Origin of the sequence: Bradyrhizobium sp. B039 (assembly GCF_038965675.1) — a bacterium.
Lineage (GTDB): Bacteria > Pseudomonadota > Alphaproteobacteria > Rhizobiales > Xanthobacteraceae > Bradyrhizobium > Bradyrhizobium diazoefficiens.
The window spans coordinates 5,266,511-5,286,590 of record NZ_CP152416.1 but is presented as its reverse complement, the minus strand read 5'-3'; the positions used below and the strand labels follow the sequence as shown (position 1 = coordinate 5,286,590).

General features: G+C 63.1%; 24 protein-coding genes. 15 read left to right on the top strand and 9 right to left on the bottom strand.

The features are described 5' to 3' along the window. Positions 1 to 137 precede the first annotated feature (137 nt). Positions 138 to 365, top strand: coding sequence for a hypothetical protein (locus tag AAFG50_RS24795; RefSeq protein WP_039184679.1), 228 nt, complete (start codon positions 138 to 140; stop codon positions 363 to 365). Between the two features lie 102 nt (positions 366 to 467). On the opposite strand, the gene AAFG50_RS24790 is transcribed toward AAFG50_RS24795, so the two are convergent. Together AAFG50_RS24790 and AAFG50_RS24785 are read right to left on the bottom strand one after the other, a co-directional pair. Then, positions 468 to 635 carry a DUF2934 domain-containing protein gene (locus AAFG50_RS24790; RefSeq protein ID WP_074076877.1) on the bottom strand — a complete coding sequence of 56 codons (168 nt, stop codon included), beginning with the start codon at positions 633 to 635 and terminating at the stop codon, positions 468 to 470. A 95-nt stretch (positions 636 to 730) separates the two neighbouring features. Beyond that, positions 731 to 892 (bottom strand): hypothetical protein, encoded by a 162-nt coding sequence (locus AAFG50_RS24785; protein ID WP_231166501.1) that lies wholly within the window; start codon positions 890 to 892, stop codon positions 731 to 733. 694 nt (positions 893 to 1,586) lie between these two features. Here AAFG50_RS24785 and AAFG50_RS24780 point away from each other — a divergent pair. Both AAFG50_RS24780 and AAFG50_RS24775 read left to right on the top strand, forming a co-directional pair. Beyond that, positions 1,587 to 1,841 (top strand): hypothetical protein, encoded by a 255-nt coding sequence (locus AAFG50_RS24780; protein ID WP_039184677.1) that lies wholly within the window; start codon positions 1,587 to 1,589, stop codon positions 1,839 to 1,841. A gap of 184 nt (positions 1,842 to 2,025) precedes the next feature. Beyond that, positions 2,026 to 2,262 (top strand): hypothetical protein, encoded by a 237-nt coding sequence (locus AAFG50_RS24775; protein WP_039184675.1) that lies wholly within the window; start codon positions 2,026 to 2,028, stop codon positions 2,260 to 2,262. Between the two features lie 138 nt (positions 2,263 to 2,400). Here AAFG50_RS24775 and AAFG50_RS24770 read toward each other — a convergent pair whose 3' ends face one another. From AAFG50_RS24770 to AAFG50_RS24755, 4 genes are all read right to left on the bottom strand, one after another. Beyond that, a complete protein-coding gene (locus AAFG50_RS24770) occupies positions 2,401 to 3,048 on the bottom strand; it encodes a hypothetical protein (protein ID WP_028171528.1) in 648 nt (215 codons plus the stop codon). A 72-nt stretch (positions 3,049 to 3,120) separates the two neighbouring features. Then, complete coding sequence (locus AAFG50_RS24765) at positions 3,121 to 3,660, bottom strand: AbiV family abortive infection protein (RefSeq protein WP_028171529.1); 540 nt, start codon at positions 3,658 to 3,660, stop codon at positions 3,121 to 3,123. A 253-nt stretch (positions 3,661 to 3,913) separates the two neighbouring features. Beyond that, on the bottom strand, positions 3,914 to 5,344 hold the full coding sequence (locus AAFG50_RS24760; RefSeq protein WP_049832396.1) for a site-specific integrase: 1,431 nt from the start codon (positions 5,342 to 5,344) through the stop codon (positions 3,914 to 3,916). A 685-nt stretch (positions 5,345 to 6,029) separates the two neighbouring features. Beyond that, complete coding sequence (locus AAFG50_RS24755; protein ID WP_011087926.1) at positions 6,030 to 6,746, bottom strand: DUF599 domain-containing protein; 717 nt, start codon at positions 6,744 to 6,746, stop codon at positions 6,030 to 6,032. A 124-nt stretch (positions 6,747 to 6,870) separates the two neighbouring features. Between AAFG50_RS24755 and AAFG50_RS24750 the strand changes: the two genes are divergently transcribed. From AAFG50_RS24750 to AAFG50_RS24730, 5 genes are all read left to right on the top strand, one after another. Next, positions 6,871 to 7,533 (top strand): glutathione S-transferase family protein, encoded by a 663-nt coding sequence (locus AAFG50_RS24750; RefSeq protein WP_028171530.1) that lies wholly within the window; start codon positions 6,871 to 6,873, stop codon positions 7,531 to 7,533. 87 nt (positions 7,534 to 7,620) lie between these two features. Continuing rightward, the gene (locus AAFG50_RS24745; protein ID WP_028171531.1) at positions 7,621 to 7,989 is read left to right on the top strand and encodes a YidB family protein; all 369 of its coding nucleotides are present in this window, start codon (positions 7,621 to 7,623) and stop codon (positions 7,987 to 7,989) included. 187 nt (positions 7,990 to 8,176) lie between these two features. After that, the gene (locus tag AAFG50_RS24740; RefSeq protein ID WP_011087923.1) at positions 8,177 to 8,380 is read left to right on the top strand and encodes a hypothetical protein; all 204 of its coding nucleotides are present in this window, start codon (positions 8,177 to 8,179) and stop codon (positions 8,378 to 8,380) included. Between the two features lie 151 nt (positions 8,381 to 8,531). Further along, on the top strand, positions 8,532 to 9,518 hold the full coding sequence (locus tag AAFG50_RS24735) for a hypothetical protein (RefSeq protein WP_028171532.1): 987 nt from the start codon (positions 8,532 to 8,534) through the stop codon (positions 9,516 to 9,518). A gap of 42 nt (positions 9,519 to 9,560) precedes the next feature. Then, entirely contained in the window at positions 9,561 to 10,001 is a 441-nt protein-coding gene (locus tag AAFG50_RS24730; RefSeq protein ID WP_011087921.1) for a DUF1489 domain-containing protein, read from the top strand. 83 nt (positions 10,002 to 10,084) lie between these two features. Here the strand turns inward: AAFG50_RS24730 and panC are convergent, their stop codons facing one another. Continuing rightward, a complete protein-coding gene (gene panC / locus AAFG50_RS24725; protein WP_028171533.1) occupies positions 10,085 to 10,936 on the bottom strand; it encodes a pantoate--beta-alanine ligase in 852 nt (283 codons plus the stop codon). Between the two features lie 278 nt (positions 10,937 to 11,214). Here panC and AAFG50_RS24720 point away from each other — a divergent pair, with 278 nt between their 5' ends. From AAFG50_RS24720 to AAFG50_RS24710, 3 genes are all read left to right on the top strand, one after another. After that, positions 11,215 to 12,138, top strand: a complete 924-nt coding sequence (locus AAFG50_RS24720) for a division plane positioning ATPase MipZ (RefSeq protein ID WP_028171534.1) — start codon at positions 11,215 to 11,217, stop codon at positions 12,136 to 12,138. 344 nt (positions 12,139 to 12,482) lie between these two features. After that, a complete protein-coding gene (locus tag AAFG50_RS24715) occupies positions 12,483 to 13,343 on the top strand; it encodes an alpha/beta fold hydrolase (protein ID WP_011087918.1) in 861 nt (286 codons plus the stop codon). Positions 13,344 to 13,462: 119 nt separating this feature from the next. Continuing rightward, positions 13,463 to 14,212, top strand: a complete 750-nt coding sequence (locus AAFG50_RS24710; RefSeq protein ID WP_011087917.1) for a hypothetical protein — start codon at positions 13,463 to 13,465, stop codon at positions 14,210 to 14,212. Positions 14,213 to 14,216: 4 nt separating this feature from the next. On the opposite strand, the gene tehA is transcribed toward AAFG50_RS24710, so the two are convergent. After that, positions 14,217 to 15,209, bottom strand: coding sequence for a dicarboxylate transporter/tellurite-resistance protein TehA (gene tehA / locus AAFG50_RS24705; protein ID WP_028171535.1), 993 nt, complete (start codon positions 15,207 to 15,209; stop codon positions 14,217 to 14,219). A 119-nt stretch (positions 15,210 to 15,328) separates the two neighbouring features. On the opposite strand from tehA, the gene AAFG50_RS24700 reads away from it, so the two are divergent. Continuing rightward, positions 15,329 to 16,054: a DnaJ domain-containing protein gene (locus tag AAFG50_RS24700; protein WP_028171536.1), complete on the top strand. Its 726-nt coding sequence runs from the start codon at positions 15,329 to 15,331 to the stop codon at positions 16,052 to 16,054. Positions 16,055 to 16,274: 220 nt separating this feature from the next. On the opposite strand, the gene AAFG50_RS24695 is transcribed toward AAFG50_RS24700, so the two are convergent. Then, positions 16,275 to 18,110 carry a D-alanyl-D-alanine carboxypeptidase gene (locus AAFG50_RS24695; protein ID WP_028171537.1) on the bottom strand — a complete coding sequence of 612 codons (1,836 nt, stop codon included), beginning with the start codon at positions 18,108 to 18,110 and terminating at the stop codon, positions 16,275 to 16,277. 389 nt (positions 18,111 to 18,499) lie between these two features. Between AAFG50_RS24695 and AAFG50_RS24690 the strand changes: the two genes are divergently transcribed. The 3 genes from AAFG50_RS24690 to clpS all read left to right on the top strand — a co-directional run bounded on the left by AAFG50_RS24690 (position 18,500) and on the right by clpS (position 19,977). Beyond that, positions 18,500 to 18,838: a phasin family protein gene (locus AAFG50_RS24690; RefSeq protein WP_011087913.1), complete on the top strand. Its 339-nt coding sequence runs from the start codon at positions 18,500 to 18,502 to the stop codon at positions 18,836 to 18,838. Between the two features lie 195 nt (positions 18,839 to 19,033). Further along, on the top strand, positions 19,034 to 19,354 hold the full coding sequence (locus AAFG50_RS24685; protein ID WP_131234180.1) for a hypothetical protein: 321 nt from the start codon (positions 19,034 to 19,036) through the stop codon (positions 19,352 to 19,354). 290 nt (positions 19,355 to 19,644) lie between these two features. Next, the gene (gene clpS, locus AAFG50_RS24680) at positions 19,645 to 19,977 is read left to right on the top strand and encodes an ATP-dependent Clp protease adapter ClpS (protein ID WP_027548135.1); all 333 of its coding nucleotides are present in this window, start codon (positions 19,645 to 19,647) and stop codon (positions 19,975 to 19,977) included. The last annotated feature ends 103 nt before the right edge of the window (positions 19,978 to 20,080 follow it).

Below are 20,080 nucleotides of genomic sequence, written 5' to 3'. Positions count from 1 at the left end.
TAGCAAGCGCGGCATCGATTGCTGGTTTCTCGTTCCGAACAACCTAAAAATAGTTTCTTGATATAATGATGATGACACTGACGCGAAAACGGAAAATAAGGTGGAAAAAACGCGGAAAAAATCACGGGAGGATCAGAGTGGAAACCGTACAGCGCTTGCGCGCGATGGCGTTGCTGTGCCGACAGAGCGCCGCGCATCATCCTGACAGAAGCTGGAAGCTGCTCGCGGAGGCGGAGTTCTGGGAGCACATGGCAAGCGCCGCTCTGCTGGAGCATTTCAAAGAGTGCGCGGCCAGCTCGAATGACGTGATGCAACCACAACGAACTGCCAACTCGAATGACGCACACCGGATTGCGGCCGCCTAACTGGCTGGCCTCTTCCCCGCAGGTATGTTGGTCAGCAAACGCCGCACAAGCTCTGATGCTGCCGGTCGCCCGGCCTTGGTCAGACATTAAGGGACGCGGAATTTAAATGTCGGCACCTTTGTTTGGATCACCACGCTCTTGCTCTTCTGCGTCCCGCAATTCCCTCTGCGCTTGCTGCCAGAACTCGTTCTCGCGTCCTTCAGGTTTGCCCGCCTGCTCCCACAATTCGAACGCGCGCTTCCGTATCTGCTCTTCCGTTGGGTGAGCCATGATGAATTCTCCCAAGGTGTGCCCCCAACCCTTTGAACAAGGTGCACCACGATCTTAAGCGTATCCGCATCGCGCGAGTAGTTATCCCCGGCTCACTACATGCCAAGCTCACGGATTGCCTGCGCGGAAATCTCCGCCGGGTCTCGCACGCCAGTTTGCGCGATCTCGACGATCTTCTTCGCGATCATCTCGGCCATAGGATCGCTGCGGTCTTTGATGCCGATGGTACGCAGCGCTTTGTCGAAAGCCGTCGTCATACGGTTAACCTCCTCCGGCCCCATCGGGAGGTTTTGAAGTAACCGATAAATGGGCATTAGCTCAGCCCCCTGAGTGTCAGCGCCAGCACATTGGAACGGTTTCCGACCGAGGGAAAGCATACCACTAAGGGGATCGCGCAGCATGGTTAGCTTGAACCGGCCAAATTGGGCAAGCATACGCAGACTGGGACGGTTCCTTCGTGTCACATCGTTCAGAACTAATCTTCTCCGTACATCTATGCTGCAAACCGGAGGCTGACCTTCGTATTGGACATTACTAAGAGCTGGAAATTGGCGCTACTTAACGTTGAGAACGTTATCCGCGACAAGTGTGTGCGCGGCAATAGAATTCGATCTGTGAGGGCACAACGTTGAGCCAACGCGCGGTGGAAGATCCGATCACGAATTGCAAGAGATGGCGCAGATGCTGGCGAGCCTATGCGAAGCCGCGCAACGGCTCCCCGAGGGACCAGAGCGACAGAATGCATTGAAGGAGATCGACGGATTTCAGAGGCGGCTGGCCGCGTTAGTTGCGCGCCCTCTAGGCTGAGGTTCCTGTCGGGGCGCCCGGTGCGGGCACGCCGTGTTGCGTTGCTGTCATGGCGCCAACTCTACGACAACGACGATCGCCCAACGGCCCGGCACACTCCGGGCCGTTTCTATTCCGGCCGTAGCTACAAGTGAACGACTGGTGATGTCCCTTCAATTCCACCGTGCCGTCGAGGACATGGAAATATGGAGCGCAAGCAACGACGACTTTTCGTTCGTCATCACATATGAGAGCCCCGCCGGTCCCGGATTTCACGGACGCCCCGGCTATGTGGCGTCATGGCGCCCGCTTTATCAGAGCCGAGGCGCGATCAAGATCGGCGGCTCTCCATTCAAGACGTTCGCGGAAGCCGAGGTGGCCTGCAACGCCATGCTGAAACATCTGACCAAGCCAGACTGAGTGTGAAGACAAAGAGCCTCTTGCTATGCGCCCGACGCCAACGGTGCGGTCGCAGTTGCGTCTGTGTCCTAATTCCCACACTTGCGACCAAAAGCGCATCCGTTTGTCGTCTTTCGAACAGACGGCCCAAATCCACTCCGCTCCAACTTCACTATTGGAAGTAGTCATCGGTTGGGGAGGCGAAATGGAACGTTCCCTGTTAATTGAGATGAAGCGCGACAGATATGTCGAGCGGTGCAAGCAACGGGCCTTCGATCATCTCGACCGAGGTGATCTTAAGAACGCGGTCGCCTCGTTTGTCGGCAATATGAACGCGCGTCCCGATTGCGAATTGCCACAGCACTTGGCAACGCTTGGCGCTTCGCTGCTGACGGCGAACGATGCGCTCGGCTGGAGGACGCTCATTGAAGAATTGAGGTGATCGTCCGATGATCAACACGCGGGATCGGAAATGAAGGAGCGCGACAAGGCGTCTCCTCCATCCAGGTTCTTGGTTCGCCAGGGGTCCAAGGGCTGGATGGTTTATGATCGGCAACGTGCCTGTGACGCGGCGCACGTATCAGGGCGTTTGTTTGAATGCCTCGAAAGAAACCCGCGCCTGTGCCAAGGCTTTCGTCATGCGAGCGCGGTGCTCTTCGGTGAAATGAATATTTGGACGGACTTGGGTCGTCGTGAGAAATTCGAAGAAGTTTAGCGCAATCGGCATGATGTTCAGCATGTATTTGAGTTCAATCCCCCAACCAGTCGGATGGAAGTGGGCGAACTGACGTCGCAGGTTGTCGTTCAGTCGTTGAAGGTTCCGATAATCCTCCGCCGACAGCTCGGGCACGGGCCCTTCCATCAGTTCAGGTTTTCCGATCCGCTCAAGTAAAACATTGTAATCGGCCATTATCGTTCGTGGTCGATCCGAGGTAGGGTTGTCCAGCCACACCCGATTCTGTCGTCTAGATTTATCGGTGAGCGCGCCACAACCGTCTGTGCCGCTGAGTGCGATCACCATCGCACCCTGTACGGCGTTTTGCATGGCAGTGATAACCCACTTCCACTGCGACGGCCGTCTCTGAAGGTCGATAGATTGTGAGGCAACCAGCTCGATGGCGGCTACCGCATCTTCATACTCGTCGAAGTGGATGAACTCGTTTCCTTCTGACGCGTCATCCAGCAACCAATCGTCGCCGCCGCCGCAATCGCTTTCATCTTCACTCATCGGTCGTTCCCCATTCGCGCGTCGAAAAACATCGACCGGACATGGCACCGCAGAGCGAGAGCGACATCACAGTCAGGTTTCATAGATCGCTCGCCCTGTGTTCATGATGAGCGGGTCTTCCACGGCCTCGATTGCGCGACGCGCAATCGTGAAGATCGCGCCAACATCAGCTTCAGTGAACTGATCGGCGTGCAGTGTTGCATCCGTCAGCCAGTCGTCGCGATAAAGGCCAATCTGCTTGGCCTTGTCGAGGGCACCGACGTGAACATTAGACATGAACTGTCCTTCGCGGTTCAGCCTGAAGGCCTCAGCGACGCGATGGACAAGCTCTTCATTATCGACTTCGGCGCTAAACTCTCGGACCGCGACTGAAGCAAGCAGCAGTGAACTGACGGCAGCCTGCTTTCGGATGTGCGCGCTACGCCGAGCAACGGGCTTTGAGAGCGGCGCAGCGCTCCCCCAAATATCGAGGATCACCTTTCCGATTTCTTCGACGCCCAGCACGGCAAGCGCAAAGGCGCTGGCAAAGCGGGTGTGGTCGAACAACAGTTTTGAATCCTGCAAGAGCCGCGCAGCATTTGCGATGACCGCAGTGCGTTCATTTGGGTCCATGCTGCAATATCGCAGCACACCGGGCAGCCCCGCCACGCGAACCCAATCAGTCCGGGGTCTTTTCCACCGCCCGGTTTTCCACCGGGCTCCATCATGCTCCACAGAAATTCATGCGTAGCGCCTTTGCTGATAAGCCAGCCGGATCGCGACACAAATACGAAACACCATTCCCATCGCATTGATTTCTATACGGTTCTTGTCCGAACACACTCCCTGCGCAGGGAAAAGCGGCCCGCGGGAGCTGTGACCTGGCTCAGAATCGGTCGGCATATGCAATCAGGCGGCGAGCCGTGGCCCCTTCCTGCGCCAGGGCCTTAGCGACAGGCCCGGCGACGATCCGCCTCAGTTCGGCCGCGACGCCGTCCAGCACCGCGCGTTTCTCCTTCATCCGCTTGGAGTGGTTGTAGACCTTGCCGGTAACGGTCGGCACGATCTGTTCTGATTTTTTGCTGGCGACGTGGTCGAGGCACTTCGCGATCGAAGCATCGTCGAAGCCGAGGTCGCCGGCTAATGTCGCTGCCGTCCGGCGCAAGTCGTGCGGCGTGAATGGCTTGAGGCCCAATAGCTCGCAGAGCCCAGGCGTTTTGGTCTTGTCCTTGTTCTTCTCAAGCTTGGTGCCGCGCAGCGCGTCGGCCATCGCCTTGCGGTGAACCGGCTGGCCCTTGTACATGGGGCTCTCGAACACAAACTGCTGATCATCCGAGGCCAGCGCTTCCTTAATGATCTCGACTGCCAGATCGGACAACGGCTGCTGGATCACCCGCCGCTTCTTGACCCGCTTGAGGGGGACGTCGAAGCGCGGATGCTCGCCGTCGAGGTCAAACAGCTCATCCCGATGTGCACCGAGCAATTCACGTGAGCGCAGCATGGTGACCAATTCGAACTTGAGCGCGAGCCGAGTTCGGCGGTCATAGGGAAGGTCGTTGCGGTCGAGGCCATGCCAGAAGATCCTGATCTCGTCCGCGGAGAGGACGCGGGTGCGGGGATGCTCCGGGTCGAGCTTCGGCAGGTTAACACAGGGGCTGGCGGTCACGTAGTCGCGCCCGGCTTCGGCCGCCCAGTTGAACAGGCCAGAGGCCGCCTTGCGCATGTGGCGCGCGTTGCTGACCGATGGCTTGCCGAACTTACCCGCGACGATATCGTTCGACAGCGTCGCGATGTCGTGCTTGGTGACCTCCATGGCCAGCTTCTTGCCGAGGCGGGGGCGGATGAGGCGGTTGAGGTGGCTTGCCGTGTTCTCCCAGCTCTCCAGCCGCGGGCGCATCTCGCCGTCCGGCTTTTTGACCGGCACCTTCATCCACTTGATGCGCTCGTCGATGATCTCGGTGACGGTCTTGCCGCGTTTCACGTTCATAGCCTTCTGGTCGCGGAAGGTCTCGGCCACGGCCTCGCCCCCCATGGCCTTGAGGCCATAGACCTTGCTGCGGGCGTCCTCGACCGTGAAGGTCTCAGGATTGTAGATGCCGAGCCATCCGGTGCGCTGCTTGCCGGTCTGCCGGTCGGTGAACTTGAAAGAAAAGGTCGCGACGCCCGCCGCGGTGATGCTGACGTAAAGGCCAGGGCACTTGCGGTCGTAGAACTTGGTCCTTTGGGCGACCCGCTTCTCGCACAGGCGATCGGTGAGGATCACGCTGCTATTACGGCCCCGCTTGCCGGCGGGGGAGGGGACAATGCTACTATTCATGTGGTTTCGGCTCCTAAGGCTTGAGACCAAAGGGCTCGGCTTCTTGGACTTTCAGTTTGTCGTGCGGACGCTGAAAGGCTTAGGGCCGGGCCCTTATTTTTGGTGAAGCCCGTTGAAACAGCTTGCATCAGGCTATTCGAAAAGCGCTTCTTTTAAAGAGATTTCTTAGTTTCGGCGTGTTTCACCGAATGCCAAAATATAGACGTGTGGTCCTGGCCGTCGTTGCTACGGTCAAGCTCTTGCGGATGCGGCAGTCGCGTCAACCGGCGCGGTGCTGGTGAATTTCGCCGGAGTGAGGGAGGCCAGCAGGAACTCGGCTCCCGGGAGAGCACGGCATAAGCCGTCCAACCACTGCGCAGGGAAGGCCGAGTGATTGGCTACACCTGTATGCTGCTGTGCGGTTTTCTGCGTGTGCCTTTTGCGCAGCGGACCGCGGGTGCCGGCCGGCACCCGGCCTTCCCTGCGCCCTCTTGGCTCAAGAGAGCAGAGCGACGAAGCAAAGCTCGGGCGAATTACGCCGCGAAGATGTGAAGGCGTGTCTGCAAATTGAGATGCGGATTGGAGAATGGCGATGCCGCCCCTTGCTCCGTCATTGCGAGCGCAGCGAAGCAATCCAGAATCCCTCCGCGGAAAGACTCTGGATTGCTTCGCTGCGCTCGCAATGACGACGTGGAGAGAGTTGGGGTCAATGACCGCGCTTCCTCATCGTCTCGCCATCCACCATCTCCGGCGCCATCGCCGACCATGCGCTCGAGGCGAATTGCCGGCGCCATGTCACGATCACCACGGCCGCCGTGGTCACGAACAGCACCCAGGGGCTGACGAACCAGCCGAGATAGCCGAGCGCGAAGAAGAAGGCGCGCTGGCCGCGGTTGAAATGACGGCCGGCGGATTCGAACAGGCGCGTGGTGCGGATGACATGGGCTTCGGCCGCAGGCGTGTCGCGCTGGGATGCCGGCGGCATGCCGCCGAACAGGATGGCGACATAGTTGAACAGGCGATAGGCCCAGGCGAACTTGAAGAAGGCGTAGACGCAGATCAGCACGAGACCGACGCATTTCAGCTCCCACATTGCGGGCGAGGTGCTGAGGTCGGTCGGCAGCTTGCTCAGGATCGTGATGGCGTCGTTGGTCGCATGCAGCAGCGCCAGCGCGCCGCCGAGTGCGATGAGGCTGGTGGAGGCGAAGAAGGCGGTGCCGTTCTGGAGCGAGGCCATGATCTGCATGTCGACCATGCGCGTCTCGCGGTCGAGCAGCCGGCGCACCCAGACCTCGCGATAGCGGTTCATGCGCGCCGACAGGCTGTCGCGGCCATAGGCCGAGTGTTCCAGGGTCAGGGCATAGACCAGCCATTCGACGATGAAGAAGCCGACGGCGGTGATGTCGACCCAATGCCTGCTCATGTCTCTCTCCTCGCGAGCATCGCAACGATTGCCACGCAAGGCCGGGCGCAGCAACGATTGATTGACGGCAGGCGATGGCGCTAAAAGCAGCCGCATCCAGAGGACTTGGGAAGGACCAGTGGACATGGCTGCACTAAAACTTGCCATCGGCAACAAGAACTACTCGTCATGGTCGATGCGGCCCTGGCTCGCGCTGCGCGCCAACGACATCCCGTTCGTGGAGGCCCTGATCCCGCTCTACACGGATAACCCCGCGGACAAGGAGCAGATCCTGTCCTTCAGCCGCGCCGGCAAGGTGCCCGTGCTGGTCGACGGCGAGACCACGGTGTGGGATTCGCTTAGCATCATCGAATACATCGCCGAGCGCTACCCGGAAGTGAAGCTGTGGCCCGATGATGCCGCGGCCCGCGCCCATGCCCGTTCGGTGTGCGCCGAGATGCATTCCGGCTTTGTCGCCTTGCGCAGCGAATGCGGCATGAACCTGCACCGGCCGATCCGTCCCGTGGCGCTGTCGGCCGATGCGAAGGCCAACGTGACCCGCATCGAGGAGATCTGGCGCGAGTGCCGGGCGCGTCATGGTGCCAGGGGACCGTTCCTGTTCGGCCGCTTTGGCGCGGCGGACGCGATGTATGCGCCGGTCGTGCACCGCTTCCGCACCTACGCGATCGAGGTGGCACCGGATACCAAGGCCTACATGGAGACGATGATGGCGCTGCCGGCATTCCAGGAATGGACCCGCGAGGGGCTTGCCGAGACGCTTGTCATCGCGAAGTTCGAGGACGCGTAACCCGCGAATGTGATCGGGCGCCGCTTGACGATACACCAGCCGGCGGCGCTCAATCGTACCGAGTTGCGGCTTGGAAGAGGGCACGCCATGGGAATCCTGGACTCGCTGGAAAACAACCCCGCGCTCCGCAGCGCGCTCGGCCAGCTCGGCGCCGCCGTGCTGCCGGCCGTCTTGAGCGAGGTGCTCGGCAGCAACAATCAGGGCGGCCTCAGCGCGATCGTGGCCAAGCTTCAGCAGGCCGGGTTCGGTGACCAGGTCAAATCCTGGCTCGGCAACGGCCAGAACCTGCCGATCTCGGCCGACCAGCTCCGCGCGGTGCTCGGCAACGACACCGTCCGCCAGCTGGCTGCGCGCTACAACATCCCGGTTGACCAGCTGGGCCAGATCCTGGCCCAGGAGCTGCCCAAGGCGGTGGACCAGGCCAGCCCGCAGGGTCATCTGCCCCATACCGCCTGAGGCCCGGTTCCAGCGGTATTAGCGTGGCCCGCTGTTCCCGTTATCGTCCTGAAAAGACTTCAAGATTGGTGTGTTTGCCATGCTCGCATGAGGCTGGCCAAAAACGCCGCATGCGTGCTATATAACGGCTGGGTTTCCGGCCGGCCATCGCAGTGGGACCATGGGCGAGGCAGGCGTTGTTTGAGTAATGGAGAGGGTGTTGAAGCACAAATTCCCCGTTGGAACGCGCGTATTGTTCACGGCCAGCAACGTCGCGCGCCCGGCTGCCAGCGGCTCGTATGAGATCATCCGCCTGTTGCCGACGGAAGGTGACGACTGCCAGTACCGGATCAAGAGCTCGACTGAAGCCTTCGAACGGGTCGCCAAGGAAAGCCAGCTCGCGCTCTCCTGAGGCACCGCCGCCCGTTGATGTCGCGGACGAATTTCCTGCGCTCGCCGTCAAAAGGCCCGCTTCACCTTCACAAGGTGGGTCGGGGGCAGTTGCCGGCTCACGGTGCTCGCTTTGACCATTCGCTCTTTGCTCGCGTGAGGGGACGTCGCGCATGAACTGGGCATGGGCCTCGTCGCTCGACCAAATCTGGCGCTCGCCGGCCGTCCCGATGTGGATGACGCTGGCGGCTGCGGGCTTCTTCGGATTGATCCTCATGATCACGCTGCTGCGCGCCGAGAGATCGGTTGCCAACGGTGCGCTGACCGTCATCACGCTGCTTGCCATTGCCATCGCGGTGGCTGCCACGGCGCACCTCTATGGACCGGACGGGCAGGCCGCTCCGGCCGAGGCGCGCGCGCAGGGCGTTGTTACCGCGAGCCTGCCAGCGCTGTCCTGCCTTGACGATCTTGCCGGCGATGCGGTGGCCATTGGCTGCGAGAAGGCGCTGTTCGGTTCGCCGGATGCGGCGGCCGCGGCCGTCTCCTACACCGCCGCCAGGATCGACCGGCTGACCGCGCTCGGCGACGCCGCGACCGTCGACAAGAGCCTGACGCTGGACATGAAGGTGCTGCGCAAGGCGCTGGAGCGCGATCGCTACGGCCTCGTCGCGCAGGTGCTGATCGCCCGCGACGGCTGCACCCGGTTCGATTGCGCCGCCTTCCGCTCGCTGACCGATCAGCAGCAGGTCGCCGCCAACATGGAGTCCCATCTCTACGACATGCTGGTCGCACGCTATGCGCCCAGCTGGAACGCGCCCGCGGCGGCAGCACCGGCCGCAGGTGCGCTCGCCGCGCTGCCGCCGTCGATGCCGACGGGCAAGCCGACCAACGCTGAATTCCCGAGCGCCTCGTCGACGCCGCCGGTGAGCATCATGAATCCGGAACCGCCTACAGCGGCGGCGCGCCAGACCGCGCCGGCCGCGAACGCAGCGCCGGCTCCGCGCGCGCCGGCCACGACCTCGGCGCAGGCCGCAGCGCCTGCGGCACCGGCCGCGAAGAAGCCGCCGGCACCGAAGGCTGCGCGCGCACCGGCAGCTGCACCGGTTCCGCTGGCACCGCCGCCGGCTGCTGCGGCTCCCGCGGCTGCGGATAACGAATAGTTCGGCTTTGAAAACCTGCGGCCGGCCCGCTAATGCTGGGGCATGCCACTCCATCTGATCAAGCTCGCCGTCGGCTGCGACTCCGTCAAGGAATTGAAGGAGTGGGTGGCCGAACGGATGCAGACCGCCAAGAAGAAGGGTCTGCCGCAACATCACATCCACATCACCCGAATGGTGCCCAAGCGCGACGCCGAGATCCTCTCGGGCGGGTCGCTCTATTGGGTCATCAAGGGCGAGATCGCCGCGCGCGAAAAGATCATCGGCATCGAGCCGTTCCGCGACAAGGACGGCATCGGGCGCTGCCGGATCGTGATGCAGCCGAAGGTGATCCCGGTCTCGCCGCGGCCGATGCGCCCGTTCCAGGGCTGGCGCTATCTCGCGGACGATTCCGTACCGCCCGATCTCGGCAAGTCCGCCGCCGGCACGATCGCGGCGATGCCGGAGCCGATGCGGCGCGAGCTGCGCGATCTCGGATTGCTCTGAGCATGATCCGGAAAAGTGTGTAGCGGTTTTCCGGAAAGATCATGCTCAAACAGTAACCTGAAGCGCGATGTCGTCATCGCGCTTTAGACCGCGATATTGTCGATCAGCCGGGTCGTGCCGAGCTTGGCTGCGACCAGGATCCGCAAGGGGCCGTCCTTGCGCGAGGTGACCTGTGCCAGCGTCTCGGCGTGGCGGGCCTCGAAATAGTCGAGCACGAAGCCGGCCGCCTTGATGGTCGCGGCGCCGCGCGCCATCGCCGGCGCGATGGCCTCGCCGGCGCGGATGCGGCCGGCGCTGTCCTTCATGGCGCGGTAGAGCGTGGTCGCGGTCTGCCGCTCCTGCGGTGAGAGATAGACGTTGCGCGATGACATCGCGAGCCCGTCGCGCTCGCGCACGGTGCGGGAGCCGATCACCTTGACGCCGAGATCGAGGTCCCGCGCCATCTGCGTCACCACCCGCAATTGCTGAAAGTCTTTCTCGCCGAAGATCGCAAAGTCCGGCCGGCATTGCGTGAACAGCTTGCCGACGACGGTGGCGACGCCACCGAAAAAGTGGGGCCGGAAGCGATCCTCGAGGCCGGCCAGGGCCGGACCCTCCGGCACGATTCGGGTCGCAAAGCCCTCCGGATACATGGCCTCGACGCCCGGGTGCCAGACGATGTCGACGTCCTCGGCCGCGAGCTTGGCGATGTCGGCCTTCCAGGTTCGGGGATAGGCGCCGAAATCCTCGGTCGGGGCGAATTGAGTCGGGTTGACGAAGATCGAGACTACGACGCGGCTGGCGCGCCGCTTCGCGAGGCGCACCAGCGACACATGCCCGTCATGGAGCGCCCCCATGGTCGGGACCAGCGCGATCGTGGCCTTTCGCTTGCGAAGATTGTCGGCGGCGCGTCGGAGCGCAGGGACCGTGCGGGCGATCAGAGGGCTTCGTGACATCAGGACTCAGGGGGCTTGGGGATAGGTTGGGCGCGGCGTGCAGCCGGCTAACCTTAACAAGCAGCGATCGTGGACGCCATGCATCCGGATGCGGCACAGCATCCCGCGTAATGCCGCGCACGACGTCGCGACATTGTGGGCTGAATCGCAGACGCGAGGCGGCGACGCAATTCATGATGAAGACTAACGCACTGTGATTTCGCTATCCTGTCACGCATTTCACTTGACCGCAGACGCGGCCAACTTGAAGATATTGCTTAGGGGTGTTGAGGATCACCATGCTTGTGCAGGCTAGCCAAGGCCAATCCGGCTCGGCGCACGTCGTTGTGCTGGGCAACGAGAAGGGCGGCTCCGGCAAATCGACCACTGCCTTGCACATCGCGGTCGCGCTCCTGAAGGCCGGTCAGCGCGTTGCCACCATCGACCTCGACTGCCGCCAGCAAAGCTTCACCCACTACATCAACAACCGCGCCGCCTGGGCCCGTCGCACCAAGCTCGATCTCGAGCTGCCGGTGCATCGCTGCATCAAGCTCGGCGAGACCATGCAGATTGCCGAGAACGAGAACTCCGAGTTCCAGCAGTTCATGGAGGCGGTCTCTGCGGTCGAGAGCAGTTTCGATTTCATCGTCATCGATACGCCCGGCACCGACAGCTACCTGATGCGGCTCGCCCATTCGATGGCCGACACGCTGGTCACGCCGATCAACGACAGCTTCCTCGATTTCGACGTGCTCGGCACCGTCGACCCCGCCAACTATGCGGTCACCGGCGAGAGCCACTATGCCGAGATGGTGCGGGATACCCGCCGCAAGCGTCGCCAGCTCGACGGCTCGAGCACCGACTGGATCGTGGTGCGCAACCGCCTGTCCATGCTCGGCTCCCGCAACAAGCAGCTTGTCGCCGACGGCTTGAAGGATTTGTCGCTGCGGCTCGGCTTCCGCTACATCGACGGTTTCGCCGAGCGCGTCGTCTACCGCGAATTCTTCCCGCGCGGCCTCACTGCGCTCGACGAGATCGACGAGGCGACGCTCGGCATGCGGCCCAATCTCGGCCATCTCACCGCGCGGGAAGAGGTGACGAGCCTGCTCCGCCAGCTCAAGCTGCCGCTCGACGAGCGCGGCCGCCGCCGCGCGGCGAACCGCGCCGAGTGGTTCAGCCAGGTCGACAAGCCGCTCGAGGTCCACGACATCCTCGGCACCTGATTTAGCGGTATATCGCTACTGCCAGCGGCCTGATAAGCCGGTCCCCCGCAGGAACTGAGCCCGCCCTCGGCCGTTTTCACTCTACGTTTACTGCGAAATTGAACCCAATCGAGACCGGTTGCATCGGATGGTGATCTGCACCCTGACGTAGCCGTATGAGAGGAGGATGCCCAAGAAACGTGTGCGGCGCACAATGAAAGGGCTGCCAGTTCACAATATTTGGCCTTCCTGTCACGCGGCTGTGACATATATTAGCAAATAGGCGACCAGGGGCCGAAGAGCCTCGGAAGAACACGATTTTCAACAGGGATTCAGGCCGCAAGAGCCTGAGGCTGAGGACGAAAATGAAGCGTGGAATTGCCGTTCTGGTTTCGGTCAGTGCCCTCTGCGGCATCGCCTATTTCACGGCGAGCAAGTGGGCCATCAGGCACGAGACCATCACCTTCTACGACGCTTCGCGCGACAACCGTCCCGTGCCCGTCGATATCGCGATCCGTCGCGACAAGGAAATGCAGGCCAATGCCGGCATGATCACGATGCCTGTCGCCGTGATCAACCATGGCAATACCGTCAAGAACACCGAGTACGGCTTCCTTGCCAACATTTTCGCTGCGCGCGGTTACCTCGTCGTGAGCCCGCAGCATGATTTGCCGACCGATCCTCCGATGGTGACCAAGCCCGGCGAGCTCTATGTCGGCCGGTTGCCGCAGATCCTGCGCGGTGTGGCCAATATCCATCTGGCGATGCAGGAGATGAAGAAGGTTCAGCCCAACGCCGACTACGAGAAGGTGACGATGGTCGGCCACTCCATGGGCGGCGACATCACGATGTACTTCGCCAAGCAGTATCCGGATGAGGTCAAGAAGGTCGTCACGTTGGACAATCTGCGCGTGCCGTTCGTGACCGCCGGCAAGTTCAAGATCCTGTCGTTCCGCTCCACCGATCCGCAGTTCAAGACCGATGCGGGCGTGATCCCGAGCGACGAGGAATGCGAGAAGGCCGGCATCCAGGTCGTGAAGACCGAATTCCAGCACAACGACATGCGCGACACCGGTCCGGATGTGGCCAAGAACTCGATCCAAGGCATGCTCGACAAATTCCTGAGCGCGACTGACAGCGAGGTAGGGCCGGTCGATACGCAATCGTCTCCACCCAAGATTCTCGAGCCCGGTCCGGTCGCTCTGATGGCGCCTGCCAAGAGCTGACGTTTCATCATAGTCAGAAACGACTTTCAAAGCCTCCGCCGGCGCTCGCCCGCGGAGGCTTTGCACATTGACCGGGCTGCACGCGCTAACCACATTAGCCGTTCACGCAGGGCCAAGGCATGTCGGGCGAACCCATCAAACCGCGCGGCCGCGATGCCGTCTCGCCGCAAGCAGGCGGCGCGGTGCCGCAGGCCGGGACGTCGACCTCGGACGATATCGCCGCCTTTGTCGCCAAGGCGCGTGCGCTGTCACCGCATGCTCCCGGCGCGAAAGGCCGGCTGATCTTCGCGCTGGATGCGACGATGAGCCGGCAGCCGACCTGGGACATGGCCTGCGCGCTCCAGGCCGACATGTTTCGCGAGACCGCGGCGCTCGGCAGTCTCGACATCCGGCTGGTCTACTATCGCGGCTTCAACGAGTGCCGTGCCACGGGGTGGATCTCCGACAGCGCCAGGCTCGCGACGCTGATGAGCAAGATCGACTGCCGCGGCGGCGACACCCAGATCGGCAAGGTGCTGAGCGAGGCGCGGCGCGAGGCGGTCGCATCGGGCGTGCGGGCCGTGGTCTTCGTCGGCGATGCGATGGAGGAGAAGGTTGACGAGCTCTGCGCCAAGGCCGGCGAACTCGGCATGCTCAAGGTGCCTGTCTTCGTGTTCCAGGAAGGTCATGACCCGGTGGCCGAGCAGGCGTTTCGCGAGATCGCGCGCCTGACCGGCGGCGCCTGGTGCCGTTTCGATCCCGGCGCTGCGGCACAGCTGCGCGAGCTGTTGCGGGCGGCCGCGGCCTATGCCGCCGGCGGGCGCGAGGCGCTGCTGAAATTGGCCAAGAGCGCGAGCGGTGCGGCCCAGTTGATCGGCCAGATGAAGTAGCAGGTTACGCTGGCGCGGCTTGCGTTGGCGGCGGCGCTGCGACCGGCGGCAGCAGGCGTCCCTGCAGGATCAGGCGCAGCGTGCCCAGCGCGATCAATCCGACCACGATGTTGGCGGCTCCGAACAGCCATGGCGCGAGCAGCGCGATCGCACCGGTGTCGCCGTGGCCGGCCATGCGGATCGGTGCGATCGCAAGCGCGGTGGCGCCGAAGGTGAAGCCCCAGTACGACACCGAGAACGGCTGCTCCATGATCCACGGCAGCAGGCGAAGCAGCAGCAGCGCCATCATCAGTCCGTAGCCGACGAGGACATGCGCGACCATGTCGGGCACGCCGCCATTGATCGCGAGATAGGCGACGGCACCGACCGCGGGCGGCGCCAGCTGGATGCCGAGCGTCGGCCGCAGTGCGACTGGAAGTGTCGCGACCGTGTAGAGCCGATGTAGCAGCACGGATTCAATCGCGAGCCAGGAAAACAGCGCGATGCCGAAGGCAAGCTGTCCCCAATCTGGGTAGCCGAGCACCGAAGAAACCGCCGCGGTGACGAAGCCGCCGGCAACGGTCGGCAGATACAGGACCGGTGTCGTCGCGGTGTGATCGCGATTGCCGCGCCACAACAACCCCGTCCGCCACAGCGCGAAGCCGAGCGTGAACGCCGCGCCAAGGCCGAACAGGATTTCGGCGGCAAGGTGCGAGTAGGGCTCCGCCGCGATCGCGATCAGCATGGTGGAGACGCCGGCGAGACCAATAAAGCAGCATTGTACCGGATGATGGGCTTCACTGAGCGACTCGGCGCGCGCGAGGATCCAGCGCAGGATGAAGAGAACGAGCAGCAGCGCCCAGACGATGGAGGCGAGGGCGAGCAGGATCTCGCCGACGATCGCCGGCAAATGCCAGACCTGATGCGCGGCGCGCCAGGCATTGCCGAGGCCGGCAACGCCAAGCACGATGCCGAAGAAGGCGGCTGGCACGATCGGCGGCTTGAATCCGCTACGCATTGTCTCCCTCAATCGTCGCGCCGGACTATCGGGCAAGCCAGCGTCCCATGTCATCTGCCAATTGCCGACGGGCGAAAGGACGCCATGCTTTTTGACAACAGGGCGCCTATATTCCGCCCATGACCCTGATCGCTGGCGCTGTCGCCGTTATCACGCTGTATCTGCTGCTTCAGATGTTCCGCGCCGCCAACCCGGCGGTGCTGGCGCGCACCATCAAGTTCGGCGGCGGCGTGGTCGCGCTGGCGGTCGCAGCCTTCACGGGCTTGCGGGGCGAGCTGGCCGTCGCGATCCCGCTCGGGATTTTCGGCGCCGGGCTGCTCGGCTGGACGCCGTTGACGAACGCCGGCTTCGGCAATATCGGCGGGCTGTTCGGTGGCGGTGCGGCGCCCGCGCCCGGGCAGGCCTCGCGCGTGCGCTCGCAATTCCTCGACATGCGGCTCGACCACGATTCCGGCCGGCTCGGAGGCCAGATCGTTGCCGGGCCTCACGCCGGGCGCGATCTCGACGAGTTCGATCTCGCCGGCCTGCTGGCGATGGTCCCGGCGTTCGACGCCGAGAGCGTGGCCTTACTTGAAAGCTATCTGGACCGCAGGTTTCCCGCCTGGCGTCAGAACGCGCAGGGCGATCCGGCAGGGGGGCAGCGCCGCACGGCGGCGAGCGGCAAAATGACGACGGAGGAGGCCTATCAGATCCTTGGCTTGCAGCCGGGAGCGGGGCGCGACGACATCAGCCGGGCCCACAAGTCCCTGATGAAGAAACTCCATCCCGACCAGGGGGGCTCGACGTATCTCGCTGCCCGGGTAAACGAGGCCAAGGATACTCTGCTTCGCACGCATAACGGCTAACTCCGGCACTACGCTACAAACGCCCGTACCGCGTGATCTCCGTTGGCTCTGTCTGTCGTCGCCCCGATGCCCGCCATTTCGGCGTGGCCGATCTCTTGAGTAAAAATTTAACCGTAAAACGTTGACGAGAGGTTGTCGCGGAACCGACTTTGGCTGGCCGCATGCCGAAAACAAAAATGCCCGCGCAAGGCGCGGGCATTTTTCGGAGCGGTGCGGGAGATCAGTTGCGGACAGTGATGCAGGAGATGTCGGCGCGCTTCAGGGCGCGGCAGACGGCTTCGGCCTGATCCCGCTCGAGCCCGGCGAAGCGGGCGCGGTAGAGCTTGCGATTGTCCTTGGCGACGACCGGCTCGGTGAACGGATCGGCCTTGCTGAGCAGGCCGCGGGCCGAGCTGCGCGCGGCGTCGATGCGCTGCTGGGCTTCGTTCTCGCTCTCGAGCGCGCCGACCTGGACGATCCAGCCGCTGTGCGTGACGACCGGCTTGGTGGTGGCGCTCATCTGGATCGGCTGCGGCGCCGGGTCGGCGGAGGCGAGCTTCGGAGCGACCGGGGCGGGCGCGGCGGCGGTCGCAGCCGGCAGCACGCCGAGGACGCCGTTGCCGGTGCCGAAGCCGGCCGGCTGGCGTGGCAGTTCGGTGCGGGCGACTTCCGCCTTCGGCGCTTCCGGTTGGCTCTGGATCTCGGGCTTGTTGATCAGATCGGCCCGGGCGACGACGGCGCCGGAGGTTTCCGCGACGTCGGAGCGGGAGGCAACCGTGTTGGTAATCTGCGGCGCGACCTGCGACGGGGCGGCGGAGGCGACCTTCACGGTGCCGGCCTTGACCTGCACCGTCTTGACCCGGACCGGCTTCATCGGTTCGGACGAGCCCGGGATGATCGAGAGCGGCTGGCTGGAGATCACGCCATTGGTGAGCGGCGCGGGCTCGATCTTGGATTCAGTCGGCCGAGCTTCAGGCTTGGGCTGAGCGGGCGGCATTGCGGCGGTGGCGGCCGCAAGCGTGGACAGGCGCGAGGCGAGACGCGACGGGGCTGCTTCGGGAGCAGGGGCGGCCGCGGCCTGGACCTGCGGAGCGGTGCGGGCCGGGGTATCCGACGCATCGGCGACCTCGGCAGCGGCGTCAGCGCCGCTACGCTCGGTAACCGCGGCGACGGTGTGGCTGGTCGCGCCCTTCTCGAGGTTCTCCGCGAGGAGGTTGCGCATGATGGCGTCGCGCGAACCGCCGCTGCGGCCGCCCAGCACCACGCCGATCAGGTGGCGGTTGCCGCGGCGCATCGAGGTCACGAGGTTGAAGCCGGAGGCGCGGGTGTATCCGGTCTTGATGCCGTCCACGCCCTCGACGCTGCCGAGCAGGTGGTTATGGTTCCGGATCGACTGGCCGCGCCAGTTGAACGTCGAGGTCGCGAAATAGCGGTAGTAGCGCGGGAAGCGCTCCTGGATGGCGCGGCCGAGCGTGGCCTGATCGCGCGCGGTCGTGACCTGCTCGTCGTTGGGAAGGCCGTTGGCGTTCCGGTAGACCGTCTTGGACATGCCGAGCGAACGCGCCTTGCGCGTCATCATCTGGGCGAAGTCGTCCTCGTCGCCGGCGATCGCTTCCGCGATCACCACGGCTGCGTCGTTGGCGGAGCGGGTGACGAGACCCTTGATCGCGTCCTCGACACGGATGGTCTGACCGGCACGCAGGTTCAGCTTGGTCGGATCCTGATCGGCGGCGTGCTGCGACACCGGCATCTCGGTGTCGAGCTTCATCTTGCCGGACTCGAGACGCTCGAACAGCAGATAGAGCGTCATGATCTTGGTCAGCGACGCCGGATGGCGAATCCCGTCGGGGCTCGTTGCCTGGAGCACGGAGCCGGAATTGCCGTCGACGATGATCGACGCGAATTTCGGGCTGGAGCTCTCGGACACGTCGCGCTGCACCCGGTGGTGCGCGTAGTGGCGGCGGTGACGCCGCGCCTCGGCGGCATCGGTGGTGAAGATGACCGCGGTGGTGACCGTAAGAAGCCCGAAAACCCCGACCCGCGCCAAGCGCGAGGAAGACAAGTTTTTACGAAGCATGAAACCCCGTCCCCGTTTCTGACTTGATCACCGGCCCGTGAGGCGAAATTGTGCCCAATGGACCCGGGATCATTACCTGCCCAGGCTGCCCCTCCGCTGGTGTTCGCCGCGGGGGACGTTGAACCTGAGCCGCTATTCTGGCTAAGGTGATGTTCTCAAACGGCTTTTGGCCGCTTGCGGAAGCTGAACACGTCCAGGGAATCAAGGTAGGGGTCCGCGGTTTCCAAAAGCTTAAGGAACCCTTGCGGGAAACCCCGGGAATCTCTTCGGTTTGGATCTAGTTTTTGTGCGACGCACAAGATTCTTGACTTTTTTGTGCGTTGCACTAATTGTGGGCAGAGTCAGGGAGCCGGGGCTTCCCGACGCGAGCCAGGGAAAAGGATTCCGAAATGTTCAAGGTTGAAGACTTTCAGAGCTACGGGAAAGAGCAGTTCGAGCAGTGCGTCGCCTCCGCGACCTCGGTGCAGCACGGCCTCCAGGCAATCGCCAGCGCCTACGGCGACTACACCAAGAAGTCGTTCGAAGACACCAAGTCCTTCGTCGAGAAGCTTTCCGGCGTGAAGTCGCTGGACAAGGCGATGGAAGCGCAGACCGACTTCGCCCGTTCCGCCTACGAGACCTTCGTCGCGGAATCGCAGAAGATTGCCGGCCTCTACAGCGACCTCGCCAAGCAGGCGTTCAAGCCGGTCGAGACCATCGTGTCGAAGTTCACCCCGGCCGCCAACTAACTTTTCCCGGACATCCTGGAAGCAAGAAGCCCGGCTGAACCAGCCGGGCTTTTTTGTTGTCGCGACCGATCCGTGCCAGAGCGCGGTCGGGTTCGCCGGCGGGACCAAGCAGAATTTGCCGGTGCTGCTCGCGCGATATTGCAGCACGCTTGGGGGCAGGGCGCTGCCGGTGTTCGCCGGCATGGTGTGGATCGGATGCTCACCCGCTCGATGCGCACAGCACGAATGAACGGCGCGTTGAATTGGGTCCGCGCCTCGCTGCTGATCTGCGAGGTGATGGTGGTGCCGGACGCGTCGAGCGATGCGGCTGACACAGGGCAGGGCGGACGAAGCACGGCCATCCTCGAAATTTGCGATTTTGCCCGATTTGGCGCCACGCGATTGAACAGCATCTACCGTAGAAAACCGGAGACGATCCCGCGCGAAACCGTCGCAGTCGCGTTAACGGCTAGGTTCCTGGTCAACCTGTTTCTAGACCGGCGCGGCGGAAATTTTTGTCAAACCGGTCCGGATTGATTAACCTTGGTCAGGATCGCCCGGATCGGGAATCGGGCCCGCCATAGCCGGACTTTTGCACGCTTGCGGCGAGGCGGGGGCAAGCCCATATTCCTGCAATCGATCTGGTTTGGACCGGACCGGTTGGAAGCGGCGATCCAAAAGCGCGGTGCGCCAGTGCGAAGCTCCGAAAGGCGGGGCCGCGCGGCGGGCCGTCATACGCTTCCGTGGGGAATTTGAACGCCTGAGCCATGTCGCAATTGACTTCCAGCCTTGACCTGTCTGCGGCCGCCGCCGCCCGCGCTCCCCGGATGAGCAACGACGAGAACCGTTCCGGCAGCCCGACGGGTCCGAACACCTCCGTCATCACCAAGGTCAAGCCGAAGACCAAGCGGCCGAACCTGTATCGCGTTCTGATCCTGAACGACGACTACACGCCGATGGAGTTCGTGGTCCACGTGCTGGAGAAGTTCTTCCAGAAGGACGTCGAGGCGGCGACCAAGATCATGCTGCACGTCCATCATCACGGTATCGGCGAGTGTGGCGTGTTCACCTACGAGATCGCCGAAACCAAGGTGACGCAGGTGATGGACTTCGCCCGCAAGCACCAGCATCCGCTGCAATGCGTGATGGAAAAGAAATAAGTCACCCCACGGCGCGTTCGTAGCCGGCTCTTGCTTGTGTATGTCGCAGTGTGATCGCCGCGTGATGCCTGCGCGCGATCTCCATCGCAGCCGGCAAAACTAC

What these genes read in the sequence shown, in the direction of transcription:
- AAFG50_RS24790 (WP_074076877.1), bottom strand. Translation starts at nt 635, where the DNA reads ATGGCTCACCCAACGGAAGAGCAGATACGGAAGCGCGCGTTCGAATTG.
- AAFG50_RS24785 (WP_231166501.1), bottom strand. Translation starts at nt 892, where the DNA reads ATGACGACGGCTTTCGACAAAGCGCTGCGTACCATCGGCATCAAAGAC.
- AAFG50_RS24780 (WP_039184677.1), top strand. Translation starts at nt 1,587, where the DNA reads ATGTCCCTTCAATTCCACCGTGCCGTCGAGGACATGGAAATATGGAGC.
- AAFG50_RS24775 (WP_039184675.1), top strand. Translation starts at nt 2,026, where the DNA reads ATGGAACGTTCCCTGTTAATTGAGATGAAGCGCGACAGATATGTCGAG.
- AAFG50_RS24770 (WP_028171528.1), bottom strand. Translation starts at nt 3,048, where the DNA reads ATGAGTGAAGATGAAAGCGATTGCGGCGGCGGCGACGATTGGTTGCTG.
- AAFG50_RS24765 (WP_028171529.1), bottom strand. Translation starts at nt 3,660, where the DNA reads ATGGACCCAAATGAACGCACTGCGGTCATCGCAAATGCTGCGCGGCTC.
- AAFG50_RS24760 (WP_049832396.1), bottom strand. Translation starts at nt 5,344, where the DNA reads ATGAATAGTAGCATTGTCCCCTCCCCCGCCGGCAAGCGGGGCCGTAAT.
- AAFG50_RS24755 (WP_011087926.1), bottom strand. Translation starts at nt 6,746, where the DNA reads ATGAGCAGGCATTGGGTCGACATCACCGCCGTCGGCTTCTTCATCGTC.
- AAFG50_RS24750 (WP_028171530.1), top strand. Translation starts at nt 6,871, where the DNA reads ATGGCTGCACTAAAACTTGCCATCGGCAACAAGAACTACTCGTCATGG.
- AAFG50_RS24745 (WP_028171531.1), top strand. Translation starts at nt 7,621, where the DNA reads ATGGGAATCCTGGACTCGCTGGAAAACAACCCCGCGCTCCGCAGCGCG.
- AAFG50_RS24740 (WP_011087923.1), top strand. Translation starts at nt 8,177, where the DNA reads ATGGAGAGGGTGTTGAAGCACAAATTCCCCGTTGGAACGCGCGTATTG.
- AAFG50_RS24735 (WP_028171532.1), top strand. Translation starts at nt 8,532, where the DNA reads ATGAACTGGGCATGGGCCTCGTCGCTCGACCAAATCTGGCGCTCGCCG.
- AAFG50_RS24730 (WP_011087921.1), top strand. Translation starts at nt 9,561, where the DNA reads ATGCCACTCCATCTGATCAAGCTCGCCGTCGGCTGCGACTCCGTCAAG.
- panC (WP_028171533.1), bottom strand. Translation starts at nt 10,936, where the DNA reads ATGTCACGAAGCCCTCTGATCGCCCGCACGGTCCCTGCGCTCCGACGC.
- AAFG50_RS24720 (WP_028171534.1), top strand. Translation starts at nt 11,215, where the DNA reads ATGCTTGTGCAGGCTAGCCAAGGCCAATCCGGCTCGGCGCACGTCGTT.
- AAFG50_RS24715 (WP_011087918.1), top strand. Translation starts at nt 12,483, where the DNA reads ATGAAGCGTGGAATTGCCGTTCTGGTTTCGGTCAGTGCCCTCTGCGGC.
- AAFG50_RS24710 (WP_011087917.1), top strand. Translation starts at nt 13,463, where the DNA reads ATGTCGGGCGAACCCATCAAACCGCGCGGCCGCGATGCCGTCTCGCCG.
- tehA (WP_028171535.1), bottom strand. Translation starts at nt 15,209, where the DNA reads ATGCGTAGCGGATTCAAGCCGCCGATCGTGCCAGCCGCCTTCTTCGGC.
- AAFG50_RS24700 (WP_028171536.1), top strand. Translation starts at nt 15,329, where the DNA reads ATGACCCTGATCGCTGGCGCTGTCGCCGTTATCACGCTGTATCTGCTG.
- AAFG50_RS24695 (WP_028171537.1), bottom strand. Translation starts at nt 18,110, where the DNA reads ATGCTTCGTAAAAACTTGTCTTCCTCGCGCTTGGCGCGGGTCGGGGTT.
- AAFG50_RS24690 (WP_011087913.1), top strand. Translation starts at nt 18,500, where the DNA reads ATGTTCAAGGTTGAAGACTTTCAGAGCTACGGGAAAGAGCAGTTCGAG.
- AAFG50_RS24685 (WP_131234180.1), top strand. Translation starts at nt 19,034, where the DNA reads ATGCTCACCCGCTCGATGCGCACAGCACGAATGAACGGCGCGTTGAAT.
- clpS (WP_027548135.1), top strand. Translation starts at nt 19,645, where the DNA reads ATGAGCAACGACGAGAACCGTTCCGGCAGCCCGACGGGTCCGAACACC.